Source organism: Corynebacterium sp. AOP12-C2-36, assembly GCF_052379185.1.
Taxonomy (GTDB): domain Bacteria; phylum Actinomycetota; class Actinomycetes; order Mycobacteriales; family Mycobacteriaceae; genus Corynebacterium.
The window spans coordinates 23907-46037 of sequence record NZ_JBQSYJ010000018.1 but is presented as its reverse complement, the minus strand read 5'-3'; the positions used below and the strand labels follow the sequence as shown (position 1 = coordinate 46037).

The 22131-nt window shown below is 68.8% G+C and carries 21 protein-coding genes, 1 tRNA gene and 1 pseudogene; 17 read left to right on the top strand and 6 right to left on the bottom strand.

Annotation, left to right across the window (positions count from 1 at the left end; translation table 11 throughout):
• Positions 1–250, top strand: a pseudogene (locus tag ACT3UN_RS13630) (class 1b ribonucleoside-diphosphate reductase subunit alpha); the annotation flags it as partial.
• Positions 251–509: 259 nt separating this feature from the next.
• Here ACT3UN_RS13630 and ACT3UN_RS13625 read toward each other — a convergent pair.
• Complete coding sequence (locus ACT3UN_RS13625) at positions 510–1007, bottom strand: ferritin (protein WP_301442502.1); 498 nt, start codon at positions 1005–1007, stop codon at positions 510–512.
• A gap of 413 nt (positions 1008–1420) precedes the next feature.
• Between ACT3UN_RS13625 and nrdF the strand changes: the two genes are divergently transcribed.
• The 4 genes from nrdF to ACT3UN_RS13605 all read left to right on the top strand — a co-directional run bounded on the left by nrdF (position 1421) and on the right by ACT3UN_RS13605 (position 6867).
• Positions 1421–2419 carry a class 1b ribonucleoside-diphosphate reductase subunit beta gene (nrdF, locus tag ACT3UN_RS13620; RefSeq protein ID WP_444657301.1) on the top strand — a complete coding sequence of 333 codons (999 nt, stop codon included), beginning with the start codon at positions 1421–1423 and terminating at the stop codon, positions 2417–2419.
• A gap of 515 nt (positions 2420–2934) precedes the next feature.
• Positions 2935–4635, top strand: a complete 1701-nt coding sequence (gene ctaD / locus ACT3UN_RS13615; protein ID WP_444657300.1) for an aa3-type cytochrome oxidase subunit I — start codon at positions 2935–2937, stop codon at positions 4633–4635.
• A gap of 111 nt (positions 4636–4746) precedes the next feature.
• A complete protein-coding gene (gene serB / locus ACT3UN_RS13610; RefSeq protein ID WP_301442469.1) occupies positions 4747–6027 on the top strand; it encodes a phosphoserine phosphatase SerB in 1281 nt (426 codons plus the stop codon).
• Entirely contained in the window at positions 6028–6867 is an 840-nt protein-coding gene (locus ACT3UN_RS13605) for an aminoacyl-tRNA hydrolase (RefSeq protein WP_444657299.1), read from the top strand. It abuts the gene before it with no gap.
• Here the strand turns inward: ACT3UN_RS13605 and ACT3UN_RS13600 are convergent.
• From ACT3UN_RS13600 to ACT3UN_RS13590, 3 genes are all read right to left on the bottom strand, one after another.
• Positions 6856–8439 (bottom strand): AMP-binding protein, encoded by a 1584-nt coding sequence (locus tag ACT3UN_RS13600; RefSeq protein WP_444657298.1) that lies wholly within the window; start codon positions 8437–8439, stop codon positions 6856–6858. The two genes, ACT3UN_RS13605 and ACT3UN_RS13600, sit on opposite strands and share 12 nt — an antisense overlap.
• Before the next feature lie 154 nt (positions 8440–8593).
• The gene (locus ACT3UN_RS13595; protein WP_444657297.1) at positions 8594–10705 is read right to left on the bottom strand and encodes an ATP-dependent DNA helicase; all 2112 of its coding nucleotides are present in this window, start codon (positions 10703–10705) and stop codon (positions 8594–8596) included.
• Positions 10702–12036, bottom strand: coding sequence for a nicotinate phosphoribosyltransferase (locus tag ACT3UN_RS13590; RefSeq protein WP_444657296.1), 1335 nt, complete (start codon positions 12034–12036; stop codon positions 10702–10704). Before ACT3UN_RS13590 ends, ACT3UN_RS13595 begins: the two co-directional genes overlap by 4 nt.
• A 32-nt stretch (positions 12037–12068) precedes the next feature.
• Here ACT3UN_RS13590 and clpS point away from each other — a divergent pair, with 32 nt between their 5' ends.
• The 9 genes from clpS (at position 12069) to ACT3UN_RS13545 (ending at position 19431) form a co-directional block, all read left to right on the top strand.
• A complete protein-coding gene (gene clpS, locus ACT3UN_RS13585) occupies positions 12069–12383 on the top strand; it encodes an ATP-dependent Clp protease adapter ClpS (RefSeq protein WP_301442465.1) in 315 nt (104 codons plus the stop codon).
• 25 nt (positions 12384–12408) lie between these two features.
• Positions 12409–13011, top strand: a complete 603-nt coding sequence (locus ACT3UN_RS13580; RefSeq protein WP_301442464.1) for a DUF2017 domain-containing protein — start codon at positions 12409–12411, stop codon at positions 13009–13011.
• A gap of 7 nt (positions 13012–13018) precedes the next feature.
• The gene (locus ACT3UN_RS13575) at positions 13019–14044 is read left to right on the top strand and encodes a P1 family peptidase (RefSeq protein WP_444657295.1); all 1026 of its coding nucleotides are present in this window, start codon (positions 13019–13021) and stop codon (positions 14042–14044) included.
• Between the two features lie 32 nt (positions 14045–14076).
• On the top strand, positions 14077–14736 hold the full coding sequence (locus ACT3UN_RS13570) for a rhomboid family intramembrane serine protease (RefSeq protein WP_444657294.1): 660 nt from the start codon (positions 14077–14079) through the stop codon (positions 14734–14736).
• A gap of 48 nt (positions 14737–14784) precedes the next feature.
• Positions 14785–15636 carry a glutamate racemase gene (murI, locus tag ACT3UN_RS13565; protein WP_444657293.1) on the top strand — a complete coding sequence of 284 codons (852 nt, stop codon included), beginning with the start codon at positions 14785–14787 and terminating at the stop codon, positions 15634–15636.
• Between the two features lie 75 nt (positions 15637–15711).
• A complete protein-coding gene (locus ACT3UN_RS13560) occupies positions 15712–16539 on the top strand; it encodes an MBL fold metallo-hydrolase (protein ID WP_444657292.1) in 828 nt (275 codons plus the stop codon).
• An 11-nt stretch (positions 16540–16550) separates the two neighbouring features.
• Positions 16551–17312 (top strand): ribonuclease PH, encoded by a 762-nt coding sequence (rph, locus tag ACT3UN_RS13555; protein ID WP_444657291.1) that lies wholly within the window; start codon positions 16551–16553, stop codon positions 17310–17312.
• A gap of 23 nt (positions 17313–17335) precedes the next feature.
• The gene (locus ACT3UN_RS13550; protein WP_301442473.1) at positions 17336–17980 is read left to right on the top strand and encodes a non-canonical purine NTP pyrophosphatase; all 645 of its coding nucleotides are present in this window, start codon (positions 17336–17338) and stop codon (positions 17978–17980) included.
• Between the two features lie 80 nt (positions 17981–18060).
• Positions 18061–19431: an amidohydrolase gene (locus ACT3UN_RS13545; RefSeq protein ID WP_441579482.1), complete on the top strand. Its 1371-nt coding sequence runs from the start codon at positions 18061–18063 to the stop codon at positions 19429–19431.
• Positions 19432–19459: 28 nt separating this feature from the next.
• Here ACT3UN_RS13545 and ACT3UN_RS13540 read toward each other — a convergent pair whose 3' ends face one another.
• Both ACT3UN_RS13540 and ACT3UN_RS13535 read right to left on the bottom strand, forming a co-directional pair.
• Positions 19460–19837 carry a DUF3817 domain-containing protein gene (locus ACT3UN_RS13540; protein WP_301442458.1) on the bottom strand — a complete coding sequence of 126 codons (378 nt, stop codon included), beginning with the start codon at positions 19835–19837 and terminating at the stop codon, positions 19460–19462.
• Positions 19834–20301, bottom strand: coding sequence for a hypothetical protein (locus ACT3UN_RS13535; protein ID WP_444657290.1), 468 nt, complete (start codon positions 20299–20301; stop codon positions 19834–19836). Before ACT3UN_RS13535 ends, ACT3UN_RS13540 begins: the two co-directional genes overlap by 4 nt.
• A gap of 92 nt (positions 20302–20393) precedes the next feature.
• On the opposite strand from ACT3UN_RS13535, the gene ACT3UN_RS13530 reads away from it, so the two are divergent.
• The 3 genes from ACT3UN_RS13530 to ACT3UN_RS13520 all read left to right on the top strand — a co-directional run bounded on the left by ACT3UN_RS13530 (position 20394) and on the right by ACT3UN_RS13520 (position 22104).
• Positions 20394–20478 (top strand) — tRNA-Leu (locus ACT3UN_RS13530).
• A 719-nt stretch (positions 20479–21197) separates the two neighbouring features.
• Positions 21198–21326: a hypothetical protein gene (locus tag ACT3UN_RS13525; protein ID WP_444657289.1), complete on the top strand. Its 129-nt coding sequence runs from the start codon at positions 21198–21200 to the stop codon at positions 21324–21326.
• Between the two features lie 643 nt (positions 21327–21969).
• Positions 21970–22104 carry a hypothetical protein gene (locus ACT3UN_RS13520; protein ID WP_301443303.1) on the top strand — a complete coding sequence of 45 codons (135 nt, stop codon included), beginning with the start codon at positions 21970–21972 and terminating at the stop codon, positions 22102–22104.
• Positions 22105–22131 lie beyond the last annotated feature (27 nt).

The window sequence follows — 22131 nt, the reverse complement described above, 5'->3', positions numbered from 1 at the left end:
CGACTACTTCGAGGACGCCTACGAGATCGGCTACGAGAAGATCATCGACACCTACGCGGTGGCGACGCGCTACGTGGACCAGGGGCTGTCGTTGACGCTGTTCTTCAAGGACTCGGTCACCACCCGTGACATCAACAAGGCGCAGATCTACGCGTGGCGCAAGGGCATCAAGACCCTGTACTACATCCGCCTGCGTCAGACGGCCATGGCCGGCACCGAGGTCGAGGGCTGCGTGAGCTGCATGCTCTAAGGCTGCCTGGTTCGGCGCTCGGAGCGCCGGGTCGGGAACGAGTTGACCCCGCGCCACGTGCCGGATCCGCCCGCTCCGCGGCACGCGGAGACCGGATCCGGCACGCGACGCGGGGTTTGCCCCACCGGACCCGCGCCGCCCCTCCTGCAGACGCAAAACGACCACCCTTGGTCGGTTCTGTTCGTTCAGAACCGACCCAGGGTGGTCGTGTCAGCTGTGCTGGTGCACGCCGGCGCAGGCCGGTGCGGCGGGGGAGTGCCTACTCGCCGTCGCGGGCACCGAGCTTGGCGTCGATGCGCAGCAGGCCGGAGCCGTCGTTGCCGACGGTCTTGATCCAGTCGATGATGTCGTTGACGGAGGACTCCTCCTCGATCTGCTCGGCCAGGAAGAAGTTGATCAGCTGGCGGGAGTCGATGTCGCCGGTCTCGTCCGCGGTGCGGGCGAGGTCGCGGATCAGCTCGGAGACCTTCTGCTCGTGGGCGAGGGAGGCCTCGAAGGCGTCCAGCGGGGTGGCGATCTTCAGGGAGGGCAGCTCGATGTCGGTGAGGTCGACGCGGGCGTCGCGGTCGAGCAGGTGCTCGGCGAACTTCGCGGCGTGCTCGCGCTCCTCGTCGGCCTGGGCGCGGAACCAGTCGCGCATGCCGAGGAAGGAGAGGCGGTCCATCTCGTAGGACAGCTGGGTGTAGATGAGGGCGGCCTGGTGCTCGGCGACGACCTGCTTGTTGACGGCTTCCTGGAACTTCTCGTTGATGCTCATGGCGGTAACGGTACTGATCGGTAAAACCTTTCTCTAGCCAGTTCAGGCTAACCAACGGCCTATCGGTGCAGGTGAAAAGGCATGTCTGCCCTAATTATGCCTTGCCTGCACCGCTTAGGGGTAAAGGGTGTTTCCGCAGGTCCGCGCCTTTTCGTGCGAACGTCGGCGAATCGGAGCCTCGTATCACGAGGTTTCTGGGGTTAGTGTGGCCTCGGTCAAATTACCCTATAGTGGGGGGTGACTTCGCTCCGATGCGCCGGACGCCGGCCGGGGAACGCCGCCGACGGCGGCGTCCGGCGGACGGGTTAGCAGGGGCGGTCGCGGACGGCTAGGATGGCGGTGACTTGCGCCCGCCGTTCGCGTCGTCCGGCGTGGCGCTTCACGCATCATCACTTGCCCTTCAGGAGAGGTACATGACCACGTCCCGGCAGCCGCACTCGCCCGTCCACCACAGTGAGGGGGGTCCGGTCACCGCCATCAACTGGAACACCATCCCGGACGACAAGGACCTCGAGGTGTGGGACCGGTTGACGGGCAACTTCTGGCTGCCGGAGAAGGTGCCGCTGTCGAACGACATCCAGAGCTGGGGCACGCTCACCGAGACCGAGAAGCAGGCCACCATGCGTGTCTTCACGGGTCTGACGATGCTGGACACGATCCAGGGCACCGTGGGCGCGACCAGCCTGATCCCGGACGCCATCACCCCGCACGAGGAGGCGGTGTACACCAACATCGCCTTCATGGAATCGGTGCACGCCAAGTCCTACTCGTCGATCTTCACGACCTTGTCCTCCACCCCGGAGATCAACGACGCCTTCCGCTGGTCCGAGGAGAACAAGAACCTCCAGGACAAGGCCGACATCATCCTGAACTTCTACCGGGGCGACGACCCGCTGAAGAAGAAGATCGCCTCCACGCTGCTGGAGTCCTTCCTCTTCTACTCGGGCTTCTACCTGCCGATGTACTGGTCCTCGCACGCGAAGCTGACGAACACCGCGGACCTGATCCGCCTGATCATCCGCGACGAGGCGGTGCATGGCTACTACATCGGCTACAAGTACCAGCGCGGGCTGGAGAAGGTGTCCGAGCAGCGTCGCCAGGAGCTCAAGGAGCACACCTTCGACCTGGTCTTCGAGCTCTACGACAACGAGTCGCAGTACACCGAGGACATCTACGACGACCTCGGCTGGACCGAGGACGTGAAGCGTTTCCTGCGCTACAACGCCAACAAGGCGCTGAACAACCTCGGTTACGAGGGGCTGTTCCCGACCGACGAGACGAACGTCTCCCCGTCGATCCTGTCCTCGCTGAACCCCGGCGGCGACGAGAACCACGACTTCTTCTCCGGTTCGGGTTCCAGCTACGTGATCGGCACAGCCGAGAACACCAACGACGACGACTGGGATTTCTGAGCTCGGAGCTCTGAGCCAGCTGCGCCAGGTTCGCCCGCCCCGCCTGTCGTCCCCGCGAGGGGACATGGCGGGGCATTTGCGTCTCAGGAACGCCATAGCGTCCTGAAAGGATCGTCTTGCGGGACGCTGCGTCGGCTCTCCGGCGGTGCGGCGCCGTGCGGCGTCCTGACCTCCGAGCAGGACGCACCGCGTCGGTCACGGGCCTGTCAGTGACCATTTCCGACCATTTCCGACTGTTTCCAGCGCGGGGCATGGTGATGCGGGGGTGGGTTCCCGACGGGTGCGCGGCGCCTCGGACGGTGGGGGAGTGCAGGGGTTCGTGCACCCCCGATCGTGTCATTTGGGGCAGGTGGGGGGCTCCGGCTATTAAAGCCGGGGCCGAGGGATTAGTATTGTCCCCAGTCTGTGCGGGTGGCCCCGTGACGGGTGACGTTCAACGACACCGGGTCCTCGCTGTGCAGCTCATTCACTGGGTGTCGTCCCGACGAACGGCACCGCGTAGTCAGGAGGATTGAATGACCGCAGTAGCGCCCAGGGAAGACCAACCGGTCTCCCCAGCTCGGCCTGCTCCTCAGGGTGGGAAGTCGAAGAAGGGTGGTCATGCATGGACCATGCTGACCACGACTGACCACAAACAGCTCGGCATCATGTACATGATCACGGCCTTCACGTTCTTCGCGATCGGTGGCCTCATGGCCCTGCTGATCCGCGTGGAACTGTTCCATCCGGGCCTGCAGTTCCTGTCGAACGAGCAGTTCAACCAGCTGTTCACGATGCACGGAACGATCATGCTGCTGCTGTTCGGCACCCCGATCGTCTGGGGTTTCGCCAACTACATTATGCCGCTGCAGATCGGTGCGCCCGACGTCGCCTTCCCGCGACTCAACGCACTCGGCTTCTGGCTGACGACCTGGGGCGGCATCATCATGCTGACCGGGTTCCTGACCCCCGGCGGTGCCGCCGACTTCGGCTGGACGATGTACATGCCGCTGGCGGACGCCATCCACTCCCCGGGTGTGGGCTCGCACCTGTGGGTCGTCGGTGTCGGTGTCGGTGGTGTCGGCAGTATCGCCGCCGCTATCAACATGATCACCACCATCCTGTGCCTGCGCGCACCGGGCATGACGATGTTCCGCATGCCGATCTTCACCTGGAACATCCTGGTGACCTCGCTGCTGGCACTGCTGATCTTCCCGCTGCTGACCGCCGCGGCCCTCGGCGTGCTCTACGACCGGATCCTCGGTGGCCACATCTACGACCCGGCCAACGGTGGCGCCATCCTGTGGCAGCACCTGTTCTGGTTCTTCGGCCACCCCGAGGTCTACGTCCTGGCCCTGCCGTTCTTCGGCATCATCTCGGAGATCTTCCCGGTGTTCTCCCGTAAGCCGATGTTCGGCTACGTGGGCCTGATCTTCGCCACCCTGTCGATCGCCGCGCTGTCCCTGGCCGTGTGGGCGCACCACATGTTCGTCACCGGTGCCGTGCTGCTGCCGTTCTTCAGCTTCATGACGTTCCTGATCGCCGTGCCGACCGGCATGAAGTTCTTCAACTGGCTGGGCACGATGTGGAAGGGCCGGATCTCCTTCGAGACCCCGATGGTCTTCGCGATCGGCTTCTTCGCCACCTTCCTGTTCGGTGGTCTGACCGGTGTGATGCTGGCGTCGCCGGCGCTGGACTTCCAGCTCACCGACTCCTACTTCGTGGTCGCGCACTTCCACTACGTGCTCTACGGAACCGTCGCCTTCGGCTCCTTCGCCGGCGTCTACTTCTGGTTCCCGAAGATCACCGGCCGCATGCTCGACGAGCGCCTGGGCAAGATCCACTTCTGGTTGACCTTCATCGGCTTCCACATGACCTTCCTGGTGCAGCACTGGCTGGGCAACATGGGCATGCCGCGTCGTTACGCCGACTACCTCGACCAGGACGGCTTCACGCTGCTCAACCAGGTGTCCACCATCGGTGCACTGATCCTGGGCCTGTCCGTCCTGCCGTTCGTGTGGAACGTGTTCAAGTCCTGGCGCTACGGTGAGATCGTCACCGTGGACGACCCCTGGGGCTACGGCAACTCCCTGGAGTGGGCGACCTCCTGCCCGCCGCCGCGCCACAACTTCAACTCCATGCCGAAGATCCGTTCGGAGCGTCCGGCCTTCGAGCTGCACTACCCGCACATGGTGAAGACGGCCCGCGAGGAAGCGCACGTGGGACGCCACTTCTAGGGCCCACCGCAGGCGCGGCACCACCACGCCGCCACCACAGTCACCACAGAGACAGCCGCACCCCGACTACGCGGGGTGCGGCTGTTCGTGTGTCAGGGAAACCATGACAGAATGAGCCCCGTGGACCAGCAGACTTCCTCCCGTCACCTGACCGTCAGCCTCGCACCCGGGCTCTCACCCGGCGTCGTCACCGTCACCGGACCGGACGCCCCCGGCGTCTCCGCCGACTTCTTCCGCATCCTCGCCGACCACGACGTGCAACTGCTCGACGTCGAACAGGCGAACTTCCGCGGCACACTCAACCTCGCCGCCTACATCGGCGTCGTCGCCGGCAGCACCGAGGCCATGCGCCAGGAACTCACCGACGAACTCTCCAGCCGGGCGATGACCGTCACCCTCGACGTCGACGACGAGCTCGAGGGCAGCCGTGCACGCTCCACCCACGCCGTCATCGTGCTGGGTAACCCCGTCACCGCCGAGCACATCTCCGCCATCGGCCAGACCCTCGTCGACCACGGGGCCAACATCGACCGCATCCGCGGCATCGCCGACTACCCCGTCACCGGGCTGGAACTCAAGGTCACCGCCGCCGACCCCGCCCCGGGCGGCAGTGCGGAACTGCGCCAGGCCCTCGCCGCCGTCTCGCACGCCACCGGCGTGGACATCGCCATCCAGCGCGCCGGCCTGACCCGACGCGCCCCCCGGCTGATCTGCTTCGACGTGGACTCCACGCTGATCCAGCAGGAGGTCATCGAGATGCTCGCCGCCCACGCCGGACGCGAGGAGGAGGTCGCCGCCGTCACCGAGCGTGCCATGCGCGGGGAGCTGGACTTCTCCGAGTCGCTGCACGAGCGGGTCAAGGCGCTGGCCGGGCTGGACGCCTCGGTCATCGACGAGGTGTCGAAGATGGTGCAGCTCACCCCGGGCGCACGCACCACCGTGCGCACCCTCAAGCGTCTCGGTTTCCGTACCGGGGCGGTCTCCGGCGGTTTCGTCCAGGTCCTCGAGCCGCTGGCCCGCGAACTCGGCCTGGACTTCTACCGTGCCAACACCCTGGAGATCATCGACGGCAAGCTCACCGGCCGGGTCATCGGCCAGGTCATCGACCGTGAGGTCAAGGCCGAGAGCCTCAAGGAGTTCGCCTGGTCCAACGGCATCGCCCTGCACCAGACCGTGGCCGTGGGCGACGGCGCGAACGACATCGCCATGCTCTCGGTCGCCGGGCTGGGCATCGCCTTCAACGCCAAGCCCGCCCTGCGCGAGGTCGCCGACGCCACGGTGAACCACCCCTTCCTCGATGAGGTGCTGTTCATGCTCGGCATCGACCGCGAGGAGATCGACGCCGCCGACCTCGAGGACGGCAGCTACCACCGCGTCCCGCTGGAGGGCTGAGTGTCCTTCGCGCTCGCACACGACCGTCTGCGCACGGTGCTGGGGGAGGACGGCGACAGGCCCGACGGCGAGGACCCGTCCGACCCGTCGACGGTACAGGCGATGCCGCTGGTGCTGTACCTCCCGCACGAGCCGCGCCCGGAGCGTCGTGACCTTCTGGAGGCCGCGGCGATCGCCTGCGTCTCCGTCTGCCTGGACGAGCGTGCCGGGCAGGACACGGCCTTCGCTGAGGCGTTGATGAACTGGTACGGCGCGCGGATCCGCAAGATCGCCCGCCGGGCGCGCAACAAGAAGTGGTCGGACGTCCAGTCGCTGCCGGGTGTGACCGCCAGCGTGGGGGACCCGCAGCGTCCTGCATCGGTACGCGCCTTCCCCGCCTGCCCGGTCACCGAGACACCGGCGTTGATCAACCGGCTGCAGATCGAGGGCACTGACCTGCCCCTGCCCGAGGACGCCGAGGGCGTGCTCGACGCCGACGACCACCCGGTGGTCTACGTGGACGCCTCGTTGACGATGACGGTCGGCAAGGCCGCCGCCCAGGTCGCCCACGGCTCGATGCTGCTGGCCGCGGCCATGGGCCGCGGGCGGGCGTGGCGATGGGCGCAGGACGGGTTCCCGCTGCACGTCTGCGAGGTCGACGCCGGACGCTTCGAGGTGGTGCGCGCCGAGGCGGAGCGCAGGGAACGGGGCGCCGGCACGCAGGACACCGGTGCGTCCGACGGGAGCGGGGCGGACGGGAGCGCGGCCGTCGTGCGCGACGCCGGCTACACCGAGGTCGCGCCCGGGTCGGTCACCGTGGTGGCACTCGACCGGGGTGCCCCGGCACCGTCAGGCCAGTGAACGGCGCAGGATCTTGCCGGTCGCGGACTTCGGGACCTCGGCGATGAACTGCAGTGCACGCAGCTTCTTGTAGGGCTCCACGCGCTCGGCGACGAAGCTGACGAGGGTGTCGGCGAGCTCGTCACCGGCGGCGGCCGGGTCCTGTGCGACGACGAAGGCCTTGGGGATCTCCTCGCCGTCGGCGTCGGTCACACCGACCACCGCGGCGTCGGCCACGGCCTCGTGGGTGAGCAGCAGGGCCTCGAGCTCGGCAGGCGGGACCTGGTAGCCCTTGTACTTGATCAGCTCCTTGACCCGGTCGACGATGAACACCTCCCCGGAGGCACCCTGTCGGGCGAGGTCGCCGGTACGCAGCCACCCGTCGCCGGGCAGGGCGTCGGCCGTGGCCTCGGGGTTACCGAGGTAGCCGTCCATGATCTGCGGGCCACGGACCCACAGTTCACCGGCAGCGCTGAGTTCACCGCTTGTCCCGTCTGTCCCTGACGGCACCGCGATCTCCTCGCCGGTGTCCGGGTCGACGAGCTTGTGCTCGGTGTTGGCAACCGGGCGCCCCACGGAACCGGGGGACAGCCCGTCGCCGAGGTTGACGTGGGTGACCGGGCTGGACTCGGTGATCCCGTAACCCTGGTACACCTCGATGCCCAGCCTGTCGTGCACCGCGGTGGCGAGCTCCCCGTCGAGGCTCGCGGCACCGGAGAGCACCCCGCGCAGGGCGGAGAGGTCGTAGTTGTCGACCTCGGGGTGCTTGGCCAGAGCGAGGGCCACCGGCGGGGCGATGAAGGTGAAGGTCACTCCGTGCTTCTGGTGGTTGCGCAGGAATGTGTTGAGCTCGAAGCGCGGCACGGTGAGCAGGCGGGCGCGCAGGCGCAGCGTGAGGTTGGCCAGGGTGGTCAGTCCGTAGATGTGGAAGAAGGGCAGCACACCGAAGACGACGTCCTCGCGGGTGACCGGGCCCGAGACCTCGACCTGGGCCATGTTGGCCACCAGATTGCGGTGCGTGAGCCGCACGCCCTTGGGCAGCCCGGTCGTCCCGGAGGAGTACGGCAGGGCGGCGAGCTGGGTCGACGGGTCGAAGGACACCGACGGGGGAGTGCTGCGCTCGGCGAGCATCTGGTTGAGGCCCCGTGAGGTGTCGAGGTGGATGAGCCGCTCACCGGGCAGCCCGGCGAGCTCGGCGGCCTCCTCACCGCCGTCGCCCAGCCCGGCGAGGGTGAGCAGCATGACGGCGTGGGAGTCGCGCAGCTGCTCGGCGACCTTCGGCGGGGAGGCCAGCAGCGGCACGGGGGTCAGCACCGCGCCGAGACGCCACACGGCGTGGGCGGCGACGATGAACTCCACGGAGTTCGGGCAGTGCAGGGCGACGACGTCGTTCTTGGCGACACCGTGGCGTGAGAGCCACCCGGCGACCGAGTCGACGTGGCTGCGCAGCGTGGCGTAGGACGTCTCGGTGCCTCCGGCGAGGTCGACGACGGCGATGCGGTCCTCGTCCTCGGGGGACAGGTCGCCGTAGAGGTACTCGTGGATTCCGACGTCGGGGATGGTGACGTCGGGACGGTCGCTCGTGACGGGCATGCGTGTCCTCCTGCGCGGGATGGTCGGGGTAGTCGTGGCCCCGGTGTCTTTTGTGGTCGCGGTCAATCCTACCCGCGACCGTCGGTGACCCCCGCCACAATCCCCCGCGCGGCCACACCCGCCCCTGATACCCGTGCCGACAAGCGCCCCGCCGTCAGGCGCGCAACCGGCGCAGCGCGCCGCGCGCGGTGTCGCCGTCCACCGTCTGCCAGAACGGCGGCATCGAGGAGCGCAGGAAGGAGCCGTAGCGCTTCGTCACCAGCCGTTGGTCGAGCACGGCCACCACACCCCGGTCGTCGACGGCGCGCAGCAGACGTCCGGCGCCCTGGGCCATGAGCAGGGCGGAGTGCGTGGCGGCGATCTCCATGAACCCGCTGCGTCCGGCGGAGTCCACGGCCTCCTTGCGGGCCTGGGACAGCGGGTCGTCGGGACGAGGGAACGGGATCCGGTCGATGACCACCAGCGACAGCGAGGGCCCCGGCACGTCCACGCCCTGCCACAGGCTCAGCGTGCCGAAGAGGCAGGTCTCGGGCTCGCCGCGGAAGCGTTTGATCAGGGCGCTGAGGGAGTCGTCGCCCTGGCAGAGGATCTCGTGGGGCACGAGGGTGCGCAGTTCGGCGGCGGCGTTCTCCGCGGCGCGGCGGGAGGAGAACAGTCCCAGCGTCCTGCCGCCGGCGGCGGAGACGAGCTGGGCGAGTTCGTCGATGGACTCCGGTGAGGCGCCTTCGCGTCCGGGTGGGGGCAGGTGGCGGGCGGTGTAGAGGATGCCGTGCGTCGCCGGGTCGAAGGGGGTGCCCACGTCGAGGGTGGTGCACGCGGAGGCGGCCAGTCCCCAGGTCGCGAGCATGGAGGTGAAGCGTCCGCCGAGGGCGAGGGTCGCCGAGGTCAGGATCACGGTCTGGTCGGCGAAGAGGCGCCCGCGCAGCAGGTCGGACACGCTGAGCGGGGCGACGTACACGCTGCGCCGGTTGCGGTCGCCGGAGAGCCAGACGACGTCCTCGCCGAGCAGGTCGTCGGAGGTTTCGGACGTTTCGGACGCTGCGTCGCCGGTGGCGTCGCCGCTACCGTCCCCGCCCTCGGCGGGGGACGCCTCGAGGATGCGCACCACGGTGTCGTGCATCTCCTCGCAGGCGGTGAGGCAGGAGAAGATCTCCGCGGACTTCTCCTGGTCGGCCTCGCTCACGGCGCTGCCCGGGGAGCCGGACGCCCCGCCGGTGCCCTGCAGCCGGCTGCGCGTCTTCCACAGCGCGTCGCGCAGCGCGTGCAGGGGTTCGACGAGGGTGATCGGCACGGACGTCCAGCGTCCTTCCGGGGCGGTGTGCGCGGTGACCGCGGCCTCGATCTCGGCGGTCCAGGTGTCGCCGGCGGTGAGCAGTTCGGCGGCGCAGTCGTCCGGGCCGACCTTCTCGCAGCGCCGGGCGAGGATCGCCACCGCCGCACCGGAGAGTTCCTCGGTGGCCACGGAGGTGATGCGTCCCTCCAGCTCGTGGGCCTCGTCGATGACCACGGTGTCGTGGTTGGGCAGCACGGACTGTTCGGACAGGGCGTCGATGGCCAGCAGGGCGTGGTTGGTGACGACCACGTCGGACTGGGCGGCCTTCTCCTTGGCGGCCTCGGCGAAGCACTGGTCGCCGAAGGGGCAGCGGGTCGCGCCGACGCATTCGCGGCTGGTCACGCTGACCTGGCGCCAGGCGCGGTCGGACACGCCGCGGGGCAGGGTGTCACGGTCGCCGTCCTCGGTCTCCTGGGCCCACTCGTGCAGACGGGCGACCTGGGAACCGGTGGCGGTGACCTCGGCCTCGTCGATGAGTGCTTCCGTACCTTCTGCGCCGTCGGCACCTGAACCCGCGGTGCCGCCGCCGATCCGGTTGAGGCACAGGTAGTTGTTGCGGCCCTTGAGGATCGCGAAGGACGGACGCCGGCCCAGCTCGTCCTTCAGTGCCTCGGTCACCCGCGGCAGGTCACGGTCGACGAGCTGGCGCTGCAGCGCGATCGTGGCCGTGGAGACCACCACCCGCTCGCCCGAGCCGACGGCGTGCTCCAGCGACGGCACCAGGTAGGCCAGGGACTTGCCCGTGCCGGTGCCCGCCTGCACGGCGAGGTGACGCTGCGAGGAGATCGCCGTGGACACCGCCGCGGCCATCCGGCGTTGCCCGTCACGACGCGACCCGCCGAGCTCCCCGACGACGTGGTCGAGCAGTCCCGTCGTCCTCTCTTTTGCCTTGGTTCCCTTCGTGCTCACCTTGGTACCCACAGGTCCGCTCATAGATCGACGAAGCGGACGCTGAGGGCCGGCTCGTCGCGCGACAGGGCCAGCCCCTCCCACGGCAGGGAGACGAGCTGGCGGGCGAGGTGGTCACGGGACTCGTCGAGGGTGGGCAGGTCGTCGACGAGACGTCCGTCGCGCACCATCGGCACGGTGAGCTCCACCGGGTGCAGGATCCCGAGATCCGGGGTGTCCGCCTCCAGCGGGTACACGACCTCCTCGACGGCGGTGCCGGTGTCGCGGCAGGCGCGCAGGGCCCGCTTGGCCCCGCCGTGGCTGGCCTTGTGGCTGCTGCGCTTGGCCACCGGGTGCCCGTCGACGGAGGTCAACTTGTACACCAGGCCCGCGGTCGGCGCCCCGGAGCCGGTGACCACCGAGGTGCCCGCCCCGTAGGTGTCCACCGGTTCACTGCGCAGTGCGGCGATGGCGAACTCGTTGAGGTCGGAGGAGACCACGATGCGGGTGTCGTAGGCGCCGAGCCCGTCGAGCTGGGTGCGGACCTGCCGGGCGAGCACGCCCAGGTCACCGGAGTCGATGCGCACCGCACCCAGGGCGGTGCCGGCGACCTCCACGGCGTTGCGCACGCCCTGGGTGATGTCGTAGGTGTCGACCAGCAGGGTGGTGCCGGGGCCCTGGGCCTCGATCTGGGAGCGGAACGCCGCCTTCTCGTCCGGCCGGCCGTGCTCGTCGACGTGCAGCAGCGTCCACGCGTGCGCGCTGGTGCCGCCGGCGGGCAGCCCGTAGCGCGCGGCGGCCTCCAGGTTGGAGGTGGAGTGGAAGCCGGCGAGGTAGGCGGCGCGCGCGGCGCTCACCGCGGACTGCTCGTGGGTGCGCCGCGAACCCATCTCGATGATCGGACGTCCCTCCGCCGCGGTGACCATGCGCGCGGCGGCGGAGGCGACGGCGGAGTCGTAGTTGAGGATCGAGAGGATCACGGTCTCCAGGATGACCGTCTCGGCGAAGGTGCCGCGCACGGTGAGGATCGGCGAGTTCGGGAAGTAGACCTCGCCCTCCCGGTAGCCGTCGATCTGCCCGGTGAAGCGGTAGGTGCGCAGGTACTCGCGGGTGGTGTCGTCGAGGAAGTCCAGGCCGGCGAGCTGCTCCTCGGTGAAGCGGAAGTCGCGCACGGCCTCCAGCACACGCGCGGTGCCGGCGACCACACCGTAACGACGCTCATTCGGCAGCCGCCGGGTGAACACCTCGAAGCTGCACCGGCGGTGCGCGGTGCCGTCGCGCAGCGCGGCCTGCAGCATCGTCAGTTCGTACATGTCGGTCAGCAGGGCGGTCGACCGGCCTGCTGTGTCGGCTGGGTTATCGGTGTGCTCGGTCACGGTCGTCCATCCTAGTCGGTAGTCTGGACACCATGACTTCACCCGCCGCTCCCGCCGCACCGGCGGTCACCCCTGTGGAAGAGCAGCTTCCCGACACCCTCACCGAGGCGGACCTCCCCTGGCAGTGCATCTGCTGGGACGATCCGGTGAACCTGATGAGCTACGTGACCTACGTCTTCCAGACCGTGTTGGGCTACTCCCGCAAGCGGGCGACCGAGCTGATGATGCAGGTGCACAACGAGGGCAAGGCCATCGTGAGTTCCGGGGAGCGCGACAAGGTCGAGGGCGACGTGAAGAAGCTGCAGACCGCCGGCCTGTGGGCCACGATGCAGCGCTCGGAAGGTTAGTGCGGCACACGATGGAGGGCATGCGATGAAACCGTGGACGAAGAAGAAGAGCCTGGTGCGCGGCGTGCGTTTCGTCACCGAGCTGGAACCGGTGGAGCGCGAGATGCTCGGCAACAGCGCCGCCAACGTCGGCGAGCTGCTGATCGGACGGGCGCGTTCGGCGCCGAAGGACGAGCTGGCGGAGATGACGGGCCTGCCGTCGGGGCACACCGACGCACCGGACGACCCGGTGCTCGCGGCGATGCTGCCGTCGTTCTTCCGTGACGGTGACGAGGAGGTCGACGGCGAGGCGGGGGTGTCGCGCCAGTTCAACGAGACCGACATCATCAAGGGCAAGCTCACGAACCTGCGCCTGGTCAGCGAACTGCTCGGCCCGGACGGGTCGGTGAACGTGAGCCTGAACACCGAGCAGACCGGGCCGTGGCTCAATGCGCTGACGGACATCCGTGCCTTCCACAACGGCCAGATCGAGTTGATCAGGAAGCGTCTGGACGAGTTCGGCGAGACCGGTGGCCAGGCCGGTGCGGACGAGATCGCCGCGGCGGAGAACTACGTGGAGTGGCTCGGCTACCACCAGGACAGCCTGCTGACGGCCCTGATGGGGCCGATGGACGTGCCTGAGGAATGAGCGGGGAATGAGTACCGGCGGCCTGCCGGACGTGCCGGGCCTGTTCCTCGGCCACGCCGAGGTGCAGAGCTCGGGGGTCAGCGTGGTGGTGTGCCCCGAAGGTGCGGTCGGGGCCGTCGACGTACGCGGTGGGGGACCGGGTACCCGGGAGACCGACCTGCTGGCCCCGTCGAACTCGGCGGAGGCGGTGCACGCCGTCGCGCTGTGCGGCGGGTCGGCCTTCGGGCTGGACGCCGCAGGCGGGGTCATGGCCGAACTCGAGGACCGCGGCATCGGCCTGCAGGTGCTCGGCGACCTCGCCCCGTCTCTGATCGTGCCGATCGTGCCGTCGGCGGTCATCTTCGACCTGCCCGTCGGCGACCCCGCGTCACGTCCGACGGCCGACACCGGACGCCGGGCCGTGCAGCGTGCCCTCGACTGCTCGCAGGACGGCTCACAGGACAGGACGCAGGACGCGGGGAACGTCGGCGCGGGGCGCGCGGCGACCGCCGGCGCGCTGAAGGGCGGCTTCGGCGAGGCGTCCTGCGGGGTGGACCTGCCGGGCGGCGGGCGTGCGGTGGTGGCCGTCGGGCTGGTCGTCAACGCCGTCGGCTCGGTCGTCGACCCGTCCACCGGGGCGTTGTGGGGGAACCGGACACCCGAACCTGTCCCTGAACCGACCGCGGCGGGGTTGCGCACCATCCTGGAGCGCGGCGTCGACGGCACCAAGATGACCGGTCCGGACCCCTCGCCGATGAACACGACCATCGGTGTCGTCGCCACCGACGCGACGGTGACCAAGGCGCAGGCCGAGCGTCTGGCCATGGCCGCGCACGACGGCCTGGCCCGCGCCGTCCGGCCCTCGCACCTGCCGATGGACGGCGACACCTTCTTCGCCCTCGCACCGTCCGGCGCACGTGGCGGTGTGGCGACCACCGACCTGGCGGCGCTGTGCGCCGCGGCGGCGACGGTGACCGAACGGGCGGTCGTGGAGGCAGTCCTGGCCGCCGAGACCGCATTCGACGTGCCGTCCTGGCGCGACGTGATGAACTGACCCGGCAGACCCCACACACCCTGAGGAGAACCATGAGCGGATCAGACGTAACCCAGAGCAGTACGAACGATACGGGTCGGACGCGCTTCCGCGACCGCGGGCGGGTCGGCCAGGCGCTGGTCACCACCCTGGTGTTCCTGGCGGTGCTGTGGGCGGTGCAGGTGGTGAACTGGGCGTCCGGCAACCGGCTGGTGTCGTGGGGTATCCACCCGCTCGACTTCTCGCGGATCTGGGGGATCCTGCCCGCCCCGTTCATCCACACCAGCTTCTCCCACCTGCTGGCCAACACCCCGGCGGTGGCGGTGCTGCTGTTCCTCGTCGCACTGTCCGGGCAGAAGGCGGTGTGGGCGTCGACCGTGGTGACCACGTTGGTGGCCGGGGTGGGCGTGTTCTTCCTCGGCGGGGAGAACATGGTGCACGTCGGGGCGTCGATCCTGATCTACGGGTGGGCGGTGTTCCTCGCCGTGCGCGGCATCTTCACCCGGGCCGTCCCCGAGATCCTGCTCGGTGTGCTGGTCATCATCCTCTACGCCGGACTGTTCTGGGGCATCCTGCCCAACCAGCCCGGGGTCAGCTGGCAGGGGCACCTGTTCGGCGGCGTCGGCGGTGCCGTGGCGGCCTGGGGTGCGGGGCGTCCGGCGATCAAGCAGCGCGAGCAGGACAAGGCGCTCAAGGCGGCCAAGGGCTCCTAGTGCACCTGGGGCACCGCGTAGGGGAGCGCGGGCCTAGACTCGGAGGGCATGGACGACCTCACCCCCGCAGCACCGACCGCGTCAGCACCCATCGGCATCTTCGACTCCGGGGTCGGCGGGCTCACCGTGGCCCGCTCCATCATCGACCAGCTGCCCGGCGAGTCGGTGATCTACATCGGCGACACCGCGAACTCCCCCTACGGCGACAAGCCGTTGGCCAGGGTGCGCTCCCTGGCCACCAGCATCGCCGACCAGCTCGTGGAGCGCGGCTGCAAGATGATCGTGGTGGCCTGCAACTCCGCCTCCGCCGCCTTCCTGCGCGACGCACGCGAGCGCTACCCGGTGCCGGTGGTCGAGGTGATCCTGCCGGCGGTGCGCCGCGCGGTGTCGGTGACGCGCAACAACCGCGTCGGGGTCATCGGGACCCGGGCGACGGTCACCTCGGGGGCCTACCAGGACCTCTTCGCCGCGAGCCCGGGCGTGGAGGTCGTCGCCCAGGCGTGCCCCCAGTTCGTGCCCTTCATCGAGCGCGGCATCACCTCCGGACGCCAGCTGCTGGGCCTGGCGGAGACCTACCTGGAGCCGTTGAAGGAGGCGGGGGTGGACACCGTGGTGCTCGGCTGCACCCACTACCCGCTGCTCACCGGCGTGATCCAGCTGGTCATGGGTGACGACGTGACGCTGGTGTCCTCGGCGGAGGAGACCGCGAAGATGGTCTACCGCACCCTGAGCGACAACGACCTGCTCGCCGACCCGCACGCAGCTGACGGTGCAGGTGCCGCCGCCCCGGAGCTGACCTTCGAGTCCACCGGCGACCCGGCCCGTTTCGCGTCCCTGGCCTCGCGTTTCCTCGGCCCGTCGGTGGCCGGGGTCAGCCGGATCCCGGAGATGCTGCGGTAGCCGTCCGGCACCCGTTGGTGGCTGTCGGAGGCCTGGCTCATGGATCCACGGGGGTATCATGTAACAATGACGGGCATGGACATGACCATTCTGGGATGCTCCGGGAGTCTCTCCGCCCCCGGCAACCCCGCCTCCGGCTACCTGCTGCGGACGGCGGACGGGCGTCAGATCCTCATGGACGTCGGACCGGGCGTGCTGGCGCGCCTGCAGGAGCTGGGTAACCCCGGTGACGTGGACGTAGTCTTCTCCCACCTGCACCCGGACCACTGCTCGGACTTCCCGTCGCTGGTGGTGTGGCAGCGCTTCCACCCCACGCGTGCGGCGTCCGACCGCCACGTCCTGCTCGGCCCGTCGATCGCGGCACTGCACCTGGGGCGCGTCTCGGCGGACCACCCGTCGCAGGTCGACGACTTCTCCGACATCCTCGACGTGCACTCCTGGCGCGCGCCGGCGGCGCAGGACGCGCCGGTGGTCTTCGACGAGACCTCCCGCGGCACCGTCTATCCCGGTCACCGCATCGGCTCGGCGACGTTGTACGCCGCCCCGGCGGTGCACCCCACCGAGTCGTACATGATCCGGGTGGAGGACCGGGACGGCTCCTCGCTGGTCTACAGCGGCGACACCGCCGCCACCGGGCACCTCGCCGCGCTGGCCGCGGGGGCGGACGCCCTGCTGTGCGAGGCGACGTGGGGTGAGCGCGACAACGGCGACAACCCGCCGCAGATGCACCTCTCCGGTGAGGAGGCCGGCCAGGCCGCCGCGGAGGCAGGGGTGGGACGCCTGGTCATCACCCACGTGCCGCCGTGGGGCGACGCGGAAGGTGCGCTGCGTGGGGCGCGGCGTTTCTACGACGGCCCGGTGGAGCTGGCCCGGCCCGACATGGAGCTGCACGTGGGTGACTAGACTCTCGTGGCATGAGTAACCCCGAGAACTTCACCCGTGCCGACGGTCGCGCCGTCGACCAGCTCAGGACCGTGCGCATCACCCGCGGTTTCACCACCAACCCCGCCGGCAGCGTGCTCGTCGAGTTCGGCGACACCCGCGTGATGTGCACCGCCAGCGTCTCCGAGGGCGTGCCCCGTTTCAAGCGCGACTCCGGCGAGGGCTGGCTGACCGCCGAGTACGCGATGCTGCCCTCCGCCACCGCCGAGCGCATGCAGCGCGAGTCAGTGAAGGGCAAGGTCAAGGGCCGTACGCAGGAGATCTCCCGGCTGGTGGGCCGCTCGCTGCGCGCCGCGGTCGACCTGCGCGCCCTCGGCGAGAACACCGTGAACATCGACTGCGACGTCCTGCAGGCCGACGGCGGTACCCGTACCGCCTCGATCACCGGTGCCTACGTGGCGCTGGCGGACGCCCTGGCGGTGCTGCAGAAGCGCGGCGTGGTCCCCGGTGAGCCGCTGCTCGACCCGGTCGCCGCGGTGTCGGTCGGCGTGATCGACGGTGTCGGCTGCCTGGACCTGCCCTACGAGGAGGACAGCCGGGCGGACGTGGACATGAACGTGGTCATGACCGAGGAGGGCCACTTCGTGGAGATCCAGGGCACCGGCGAGAACTCCGAGTTCAGCCGTGACGAGCTCAACGTGCTGCTCGACCTCGCCGAGGGCGGGCTGCGCGACCTGACCGCCCTGCAGCGCAAGGCGCTGGACGCCGAGCTGGGTCAGGCGGTCACCCTGTGAGTGGGGGAGAGCACGTGCAGCCCCTGAAGGTTCTCGTCGCCTCGCGCAACGCCAAGAAGCTCGCCGAGCTGCACCGCGTGCTCGAGGCCGCCGGTGTCGACGGCGTGGAGCTGCTGAGCCTGCGCGACGTCGCCGAGTACCCCGAGACCCCGGAGACCGGTGCGACCTTCGAGGACAATGCCCTGATCAAGGCGCGTGACGGGGTGCGTTACGCCGGCCTGCCGACCGTCGCCGACGACTCGGGCCTGTGCGTCGACGCGCTCAACGGCATGCCCGGGGTGCTCTCGGCGCGTTGGTCGGGTGACCACGACACCGGTGACGGGGACGTGGACGCCGCCAACAACCGGCTGCTGCTCGCGCAGACCGCCGACGTGCCGGACGAGCGCCGCGGTGCCGGTTTCGTCTCCGCCTGCGCCCTGGCGGTCCCCGAGGACATGGCAGGACGCCTCGGCGGCGAGCAGGAGCTCACCGTGCGCGGCGTCTGGCGCGGCAGCCTGCTGCGCGAGCCCCGCGGTGACAACGGCTTCGGCTACGACCCGCTGTTCTCCCCGGACGAGGAGCCGCAGCTGTCCTCCGCACAGCTCGACCCGCGGCGTAAGGACGAACTGTCCCACCGTGGCCGCGCCCTGGCAGAGCTCGTGCCGTTCCTCACGGCGTTGCGCGGCTGAGACGGTAGGGTGGTGGGAGGAAAAACAACTCCCACCGGCACCGCAGAGTCGGTGACCGTCCCGGAAGGACCAGTGAGACCGTGCCCGTGACCGTCGAACCCGCTGACATCGTGGCAGGGACAACGCTTGACCGGGATTGGCTCACCAGCCTGTACAAGGAGTTCCACCGGCGTCCGGAGCTCTCCGGCGCCGAGGAGTGGACCGCAGCGCGTATCAGCGAGGAACTCGGCCGCTTCGCCGACTGGGAGGTCACCACCGGAATCGGCGGGTACGGCATCACCGCCGTGCTGCGCAACGGGGAGGGGCCCACGGTGCTCTTCCGCGCCGACTTCGACGGCCTGCCCGTCGCCGAGACCACCGGTGTGGACTACGCCTCCACCCACTCCCAGTTGGACGCGCAGGGCCAACGCGTGCCCACGATGCACGCCTGCGGGCACGACGCGCACACCTCCAGCGCCCTGGGGGCCATGTCGATCATCGACGCCTCGCGCGACAAGTGGTCCGGCACGGTGGTCTTCCTGTTCCAGCCCGCCGAGGAGGCGTCGATCGGCGCGCACGGCATGGTGAACGACGGGCTTCGTTCGATCATCCCGCGCCCCGACGTGTGCCTGGGCCAGCACGTGGTGCCCGGCCCGTCCGGCCAGGTGTACTCCGCGCCGGGACCGGTGCTGACCAGTTCCACGACGATCGAGATCACCCTGTTCGGGCGCGGCGCGCACGCCTCGATGCCGCACCGGGCGGTGGATCCGGTGGTGCTGGCCGCCTCGGTGGTGATGAAGTTGCAGACCGTGGTCTCCCGCGAATTGCCTCCGGGCAAGTTCGCGGTGGTCACCGTGGCCTCGGTGGAGGCGGGCAAGGCGAACAACGTGATCCCGGACTCCGCGCGTATCGCGTTGAGCTGCCGGTTCTACGAGGAGTCGGTGCGGACCCGGGCGGTGGACGCGATCAAGAGGATCGTGCGTGCCGAGGCCGCCGCAGCCGGCTGTGAGCGTGAGCCGGAGTTCAAGTTCCTCGGCCTGCTCGCCGCCACGGACAACGACAGCACCGCCTACGCGGTGGTGCGTCCGCACTTCGACAGCTTCTTCGGCGAGCAGTCCCACGAGATGGAGCCGTGGACGGCCTCGGAGGACTTCTCGGTGATCCCGCGGGCGTTCAACGCCCCGTACCTGTTCTGGACGGTGGGGATCACGCCGTTGAAGCAGTGGCGCCGTGCCGAGGCTGCCGACCGGCTGGACATCGACATCCCCTCGAACCACAACCCGGGGTTCCTGCCGGACATCACCACGCTGCCGGTGACCACGCAGGCAGCCGCACTGGCGGTGCTGGGCTGCCTGACCCACCGGTGGCCGGACGCCCCGGCGGGCTGGTCGCCGGACGCGGGCACGGGGACCGGCGACATCGACGCCGCCGCGGTGCGTCGGGCGAAGGTGGAGACCTCGCAGGCCGACTGAGTGGGGACGGTGTGCGGCCGGGGGACTGTCAGCTGTCGAGGCCGAAGGCCTCCACGACCTCATTGCGGCGCCGCTTCTCCAGCACGAAGGAGAGCACCGGGATCACGCCGGCGAGGATCGTGGTGACCCACTTGCTCGGCGCCCACCGTGCCTTGATGCCCAGGTCCAGGCATGTCGCGCAGTAGGCGAGGAAGACCCATCCGTGCACGGCTGCCACGATGAAGAACCAGCCCGGCGCCTCGATGTCCATCGGGGGGAAGATCACGTACTTGAGGAGCATTTCCACACAGAGCACGAGGAGCAGTACACCGGTGATGTAGGCGAGCACGGAGTAGCGCGTCAGTGCGCCCTTGACCCGGCGTTTACGCTCCGGGGTCACCTGGGGTGCGGGGGTGGAGGTGGTCATCGAGGTTCGTGGTCCGTTCCTGCTGTGTCGTCGGTCGTTTCGGTGCTCCCGCGGGCCTGCCGGGCCCGGCGTCGACGGTCGTCGAGGAGCGGTGCGTCCTGCGCGGTCGTCGCGCGGGAGGGGAGGAGGTCGCTGGGGATCTCACGCGGCGCGGACTCCGGGGTCTCCTCCGGGATCGCCGGACTGGCGTTGCCCTCCGCCCGGTCGCGCTCGTACTCCATGTACTTGCGGTAGGCGAAGATGAAGAACAGGCCGAAGATCGGCCACTGCAGGGCGTAGCCCAGGTTCTGGTAGGAGCCGTCGCCGCTGGACCAACGCCCCCACTGCCACCAGGCGAGGCAGAGCGTGGCGACAACCGCAAGGGCCAGGAAGACCAGCTGGACGACACGGACCCGCAGCGACTGCGGCTGCCGAGGTCCGGGGGACGTCGAGATGTTCGCTGATCCGGTGGTGTCGTCTGGCACGGGTTCAAGGGTACCCCTGGCGGTGCTGCTACCATAACCCAGAGCAGCCGGTCCTTTCCGGCTGTGAGGACCACCACGTCGTGGCCCTCACCGCGCCCGTGGCGGAATTGGCAGACGCGCCAGGTTTAGGTCCTGGTGTCCTTGATGGATGTGGGGGTTCAAGTCCCCCCGGGCGCACAGTGAGCGGTTCACGAACTGGACCGGCCGGAGGTCACACACTCGAAAGGGTTCGTGACCCCGGGTCTCGAGTTATGTGTCGATTGGGCTACCCGAGAAATGACAGCGCAGGGATCGCGGGACGAAGTCCTACAGTGCCACCGGGGTGCTGGAACTCCCGAGGATTTCGGGAATGGGGCGGTCGCGAGTTCCCGTACCCTCGGCGGCATAAACCCCAAGACCTGGAGGACGACGTGCCCGAGCCCACAACCGATGACATTCGACTTGCCCGATGTGGTGCGAATGCGGCATTGGAGAGACTTTTGCTGACCAGAACGCCGCGAGCGAATGGCGAAGATGCTCCCGGGAGGATTGCCGCGGTGGAGACTCTGTGGTGGGTGCGTTTACTGGCAGAGCAGCTCTCGTACCCGGGCAAGGAGCTGTCCGGCGACGGTACAGAGTCTGACGCGTCCGAACTAGTGTCGGCGCTCCGGGTGGTTCGCAACACGGTCACCCATAAAGTTCCCATCGTCACTGTTCACAAGCATGCTGAGGCGCGCCTGGGAACGAATTTCTTCCTCGGAGTGACGAGGTTGGGTGGGGAAGTAGAACTGTGCTGGGTTCCTGTTGACGACCTACCGCCGCCCGATCCTAGATTCGCCAAGCACTGGGTAGAGGACAAGTCTGACTACACCAAGCACCTAGCCGGTGAGCCCTGCTGGGGCACCCTGAAGCGGGCGGTGACCTGGTTGACTGGGGACTCCCCGAAGTTCCGGAAGGACGGGACACTGGTGGTCCTGCCCTCGGCGTCACGCGAGATGGACGAACTGGAGCAGGAGCCGGGGTCCTCTGGCATCACTCTCGGCTAGCTCGCTGCCAGCGCGGGATCAAGTCCTTTTGCGTGGCGTATCCGTGAACGGCTGCGGAGCTGGGTTCGAGGACCGCACAGTTGGGGGAAATGGTCGGCACGGTCTATACCCCTGGGGGTGTCTGCCACACTCCTTTGGTTTGCTCATGTAATGTTCTGGATGTGGAGACGTGATGAATCTCCATCAACGATGATCAGCGATCATTTTCCTTTCGAGTGGCGCACAGGCAGTCCGGAATGACGGTCACCTGTGCGTCACATGCGTGTGCACGTGTGGGCGTGCCGCGCGTCCGCCGCGCCCGGTGTCAAAGCTTGGCAGGTGGGCCGGCAAGTGGCCCGCAAAAGTGTCGGCAAAGGGGCTGGCCACGGGGCGTTCTTAGGTGATACACTGCAGCGTCCGGCTCGACCGTCAGGGTGGTGCCATGCGGGGAACCGCGCGGCAGCAAACCACCGGGGGACGGTGGAGCGGGCAATCACAGGGGAACGTCCTTCATGTCACGTCCCGGGAGCCCGACCGTAGAGCGCTTGCGGCGGCTTCCGAACGGACAGGCGCGTCCTCTTCCCTGTAAGTAACTGCTAAGAACCCTGTATCTCAACACTTTCTCAGACACCTGTCGTCGACACATTTTCCGAAAGGAGTGACCATGCCCCGCACTTTCCGCACGCTGATCCACAACCTCACTGGACCGGCCTATGAACCGACCGAGCCCCACCACCCGACAGTTGCCGTCGAGTATGACGCGCTGTTCCAGCTGCCGCAGGGCGTGGAACACCCCTAGCCGCGGGAGCTCCCCGCGCCCCGGATG